The organism is Nocardia neocaledoniensis, from assembly GCF_029868625.1.
GTDB lineage: Bacteria > Actinomycetota > Actinomycetes > Mycobacteriales > Mycobacteriaceae > Nocardia > Nocardia neocaledoniensis_A.
The window spans coordinates 1-4,693 of record NZ_JARWOJ010000220.1; the positions used below are offsets into that span (position 1 = coordinate 1).

Genomic DNA, 4,693 nt, shown 5'->3' on the forward strand with positions numbered 1-4,693 from the left:
CCCAACCCGCCCCCCACGGTGCGCCCCCCCCCCCCCCCCCCGCCCCCCCCCGCGGGGGCGGGGGCCCCCCCCCCCGCGACGGTGGGGGCAGCGCTGTTCACCACGGTCGCACCGGCGCCTCCCGCGGTCGCGGTGCCGATCGACGGGTGCCCGGCGCTGTTCATTCTCGGTGTTCAGGGCACCGGGCAGTCCTCACCGACCGCCGACCCGCTTGCCGACACCGGCGTCGTCGGATCGTTGATCGGGCCGGTCGTGAGTGCGGTACCTGCCCTCGTACAGCGCGCCTACATCGGCTACGACGCGGGATTCGGCGGCATCGTCCCCGGCGGGGGCTCCGACCCGTATGTGTCCTCGGTTTCGGGTGCCCGGGCCAACCTCGACGCCGCGGCACAACAAGTCGCCGAGGCCTGCCCGGACACCATGCTCGCCGGTGTCGGTTACAGCCAGGGCGCCCAGGCGATGGCGAGCTTCGCCCGCGACGTCGGCGCCGGAAACGGGCCGGTCCCCGCCGATCGGGTGGCGGGGATCGCGTTGTATGCCAACCCGGATCGGGGCGAACGCGAACCAGTCTTTCCTGGTCGGCCGGGCCAGACCGTGCCCGATCCCGCACCTGGCACGTCCGGTGCGGCGGTCTCGGCCGTGCAGGTCCTCGCAGCCCCGGCGGGCGGGGCGGGGATCGCGACCACCGGCGACGGCTATGGGGCCGTCGTCGGGCGGGTTGCCGATATCTGCAGCGATGGCGACCTGGCTTGTTCTGCGCCCGGCCAGGCCTCGGTTTTGCGGTTGGGTGCGCAGCTCTTCGCCCAGGCGGATCTGACCAATCCCGCCGCGGCGCTGTCCACGCTGGGCAACGCGTTCACCTCGGCGCTCGGCGAGGCCTGGAACACCGTGGTACTCCACGACTTCCACCTCGGTGTCGGCACGGTCGACTACGCGCCCCAGGCTGGTTTGGGGCAGCGGCTCGTCGATGCCGGTGACCCCCGCGCACCAGTCCCGGATCCCGAGGCGGCAGCGGCACGGTGGAACGAGATCGTCGCGACGGTCGCGGCGAACCCGCTGGTGCTGTTGCCCAGATTGCTCGCCCAACTGTCTGCCGCGTGGGGCCAGCTTGCTGCCGAGAACACCGAGCTGATCAACCCGGTGACGTGGCTGCGGTTCGCAGACACGGTCGGACGCCACAACAGCTACGCCCTGACCGGACAGTTGAACTCGGGCATCGCCTGGATGATCGCGTTGGCCCACGACATCGCGGGATCCCGGTCATGACCGGCAACGGGACAACCGGCGCCACTGCGGACCCCTTCCGTGCGAACACCGCGATCGGGTTCGACAGCCCCGGGCAGGTCCTGCGTACCCGCGAGGTCATGGTGCCCCACATCGCTGGCCTGAGCCGTGCCTGGCAAGTGGTCTACGCGACCAAGACCACCTTCGGTATCGCGGTGCCCGCCTCGGGCATCGTGCTGGAACCGGCCGCGGCGTCCGAGAGCGCGATCTCGGGGACGCCGGTGGTCGTGTACTGCCCGCCCTTTCACGGCCTGGGTGGCCGCTGCGCGCCTTCGCAGTTGCTGGTCGACGGGAACGAACCCGACACCAGCAGCATCGCCGCCGCTCTCGTGCAAGGTTGGCGGGTCGCGGTCCCCGACGGGGTGGGCCTGGGCATCCATGGGCTCGGTCCGCATCATTGGCTGGCCAAGAAGGCCGGCGCCCACGCAGCGCTGGACCTGGCACGCGCGATCAACTCGCAGTCCGACGAGCCGAAACTCCAAGCACCGGTCGCTGTGTGGGGCTACGCCGACGGTGGCCGTGTCGCTGCCGCCGCGGCCGAGTACCAGCCCGCCTATGCCCCCGAGCTCGACCTGCGCGCCGTCGCCGCCGGCGCGGTGATCCGCGACCCAGCCTCGCTGATCACCACCCTCGACAGTGGCCAGTGGTCGGGATTGGCGTTCGCCGGCATGGTCGGGTTGGCGCGGGCATATGCGCATCTGCCGGTCGATCACCTGCTGACCGACGCCGGCATCCGCGCAGTCCGGGCAGCGTCAGAAGCTGACCTGTCCACGTTGCTGGTGGAGTTTCTCTCGCCCCTGGCCGCCTGGTGCGAACGCCCGGACCCCTGGAACGACCCGGTCTGGCACTACATCCTCACCCACGAAAACCTTGGCACCACAACACCATTGGTGCCGGTGCACCTGTATCACGGGTTGCTCGACGGGCTGGTGCCGATCGAGTCCGGACGCGCACTGTTCGCCGAGTACACCTCCCGCGACGTGGCGGTGTCCTGGTCGGAATTCGACGTCACCCACCTCGGCGCGGCCGACCTCGGAGTCCCCGACGTCCTCACCGCATTACGGACCGGATTCGCCCGCCCACCGCGCCATCACGGCGCGAACCCGACCAACTGACCCGCCTGCCCGCACCACCCCCTCCGGTGCGAGCAGGCAATCCCACCGCCTCCACGCAACGACCGGAAGGTGAAACCCGATGAACCACAACAACACTGGGCGCCGGGCCCTCGTGCTCGCGGCTACATGGCTGACAGCGACGGTCATCGGGACCACCCCAGTCCTGGCTGAAACCACCAGTGCACCGGCACCGACGACCTCGCGCGAGCCCACGAGCGCAGCCGCCTGTCCGGCGTTGTACGTGCTGGGTGTCCAGAGCGGTGAGGAAGGTGCTGCGACCTCTGTCGACACCGGCGACACCGGGGTACTGGGTCAGGCGTTCGGCCGGTTAGGTGCCGCCGTGGGCGCGGTGATCGAGCGGTCCTACATCGTCGTCGGCGCCGAGGTGAACACGACGAACTATCCCGCCGCGGTGGCCACGGCAGCCGAGCAGATCGAACAACGCGCCACCGAAGTCATCGACCGATGCCCCACGACCCAGATCGCCGTCGCCGGATACGCCCAAGGCGCCGCCGCAGCAACAACCTTCGCCGAGAAGGCCGGGAACGGTCAGTCGCGTGTCCCGGCCGACAAAGTCGCCGCGGTGGCGCTGCTGGCCAACCCTGCGCGCCGAGCCGCGACCGGCGCCCTCCCCGGCACGGACAACGCTGCGGTCCCGGCCGCGGCGCCCGGCACCGCAGGAACCGAGGTGGCCAAGATCGAGCTGACCAACGTGGGGCTGTCCGGGGCTGGAATCGCCACCAGTGCGGCCCCGGCGAACTACGGGTCGCTGGTCGGTCGGGTGGCTGATCTGTGTGTGGCCGGGGACGCGACGTGTGATGTTCAGTCCGGGAGCCCGTTGTTGACCGCGGTCACCAATATCACCGGACAAGCCGAGGGTAAGGACCCGGTCGCTGCGATCGCCACGGTCGCCCAAGCCCTGGCTTCCACCGCGTTCAGCACGGCGGTCGGCGTCGTCAACGACGACATCTCCGGCACCAGCTTGGACCAGCTGTCCTATACCCCCACCGAGACTCTTGGTCAGCGCATCGCCGCCGCGTCCTCACCGACAGCCACCACACCGACCGAGTCCGACGCACTCTCGGCGTTGTTCAAGCTCGGCACGATCGGGTTGAACGCCGTGGTCTCGGTGGCCCAGAAGGTATTCACCGCCACGACCATCGCCGAGCTCGCCGCCGTGGGGCTGTCGAACCCGGCTGCCGCGGTTGCGGTGCTGGGGACGAAAGTCGCCGATGCCGTAGTGGATCTGGTTCCGCCGCAGTCGATCAGTACTTGGGTCAACGACGCGTTCGAGGCCATCACCTCCACCATCACCGAACCCCAAGACCTCTACACCACCTCGGCGACCGCCCAGTACAGCGACGCCTCCGGCCGCCGTAGCAGCTACAGCACCGTCTCGGTGACCGCGAGCGGTGACACCCCGCTGGCCGCGACGACGGCGTGGTTCACCGCGATCGCCCACGACCTCAGCGTCGCGACGCCGTCTCCAACGGAACAACCGACGCACTCGTCCACCACCGCGAAACCGACTGTCACACAGACCGGTTCGCTATCGGCGACGACCAGTCCACCGATGGCGCACCCCTAGACCCCTTCGGAGCACGACGGGCCCTGGTTCCTTCCCCCTGATCAGTGGCTCTTCCCAGCGGCGTGCTCCGAAGGGCCCGACCACCAACCGAACCACCTGATCGAGCGAGGAGGTGAACACCATGCCCACCGATGACCTGAGCCGAAGCCACGGCCTCGACTGGCTCAACAAACCAAGACCGCCACAACCCGATCCAGCGGAGCCACGGCGGCTCGGCGAGCGCGTCCACCGCCGCGCCACACCGGCGCGCTGGTCGCGCATCGTCGCGCTCAGCGCCGCCGCCGGCATTCTCACCGGCGCGGTCGCTGCGGTCGCGGTGGACATGTCAGGCAACGACCGCACCACCACCGTGGCCTCCGCGACAACGACGACCTTGCTTACTCCTGCCTCTCCTGTCGCCGCCACCGAGCGGGCCTGTGCCGGGCTCACCGCGCAAACGGTGACAGCGGGCGCCGGGGACACCACGACCCTTGCCGGTGTGATCGCGGCGTTCGAATACGCCTACTACGTCACACGCAGCGCTGAGGACGCGCTGCGATTGGTGACCCCGCAGGCCGGAATCACGCTCGAACCGCTGGCCGCCGCGATCACCGCGTTACCGGCCGACACCACCCACTGCGTCGGCATCACCCCCATCGCGGAGAACACCGCCGAGGTCCACCTGGTGGAACTGCATCCCGACGGCCGCCGCTTCGACTACCTGCAG

4 protein-coding genes are annotated in these 4,693 nt (G+C 69.9%); all 4 read left to right on the forward strand.

What is annotated here, in order from left to right; genetic code table 11:
* Positions 1-132 precede the first annotated feature (132 nt).
* Complete coding sequence (locus QH270_RS16290) at positions 133-1,266, forward strand: cutinase family protein (protein ID WP_280342888.1); 1,134 nt, start codon at positions 133-135, stop codon at positions 1,264-1,266.
* Positions 1,263-2,399: a lipase family protein gene (locus QH270_RS16295; RefSeq protein ID WP_280342890.1), complete on the forward strand. Its 1,137-nt coding sequence runs from the start codon at positions 1,263-1,265 to the stop codon at positions 2,397-2,399. Before QH270_RS16290 ends, QH270_RS16295 begins: the two co-directional genes overlap by 4 nt.
* 79 nt (positions 2,400-2,478) lie before the next feature.
* Positions 2,479-3,987 carry a cutinase family protein gene (locus tag QH270_RS16300; RefSeq protein ID WP_280342892.1) on the forward strand — a complete coding sequence of 503 codons (1,509 nt, stop codon included), beginning with the start codon at positions 2,479-2,481 and terminating at the stop codon, positions 3,985-3,987.
* A 121-nt stretch (positions 3,988-4,108) separates the two neighbouring features.
* Positions 4,109-4,693: hypothetical protein (locus tag QH270_RS16305; protein ID WP_280342894.1), on the forward strand; the 585-nt coding region annotated here is incomplete at its 3' end.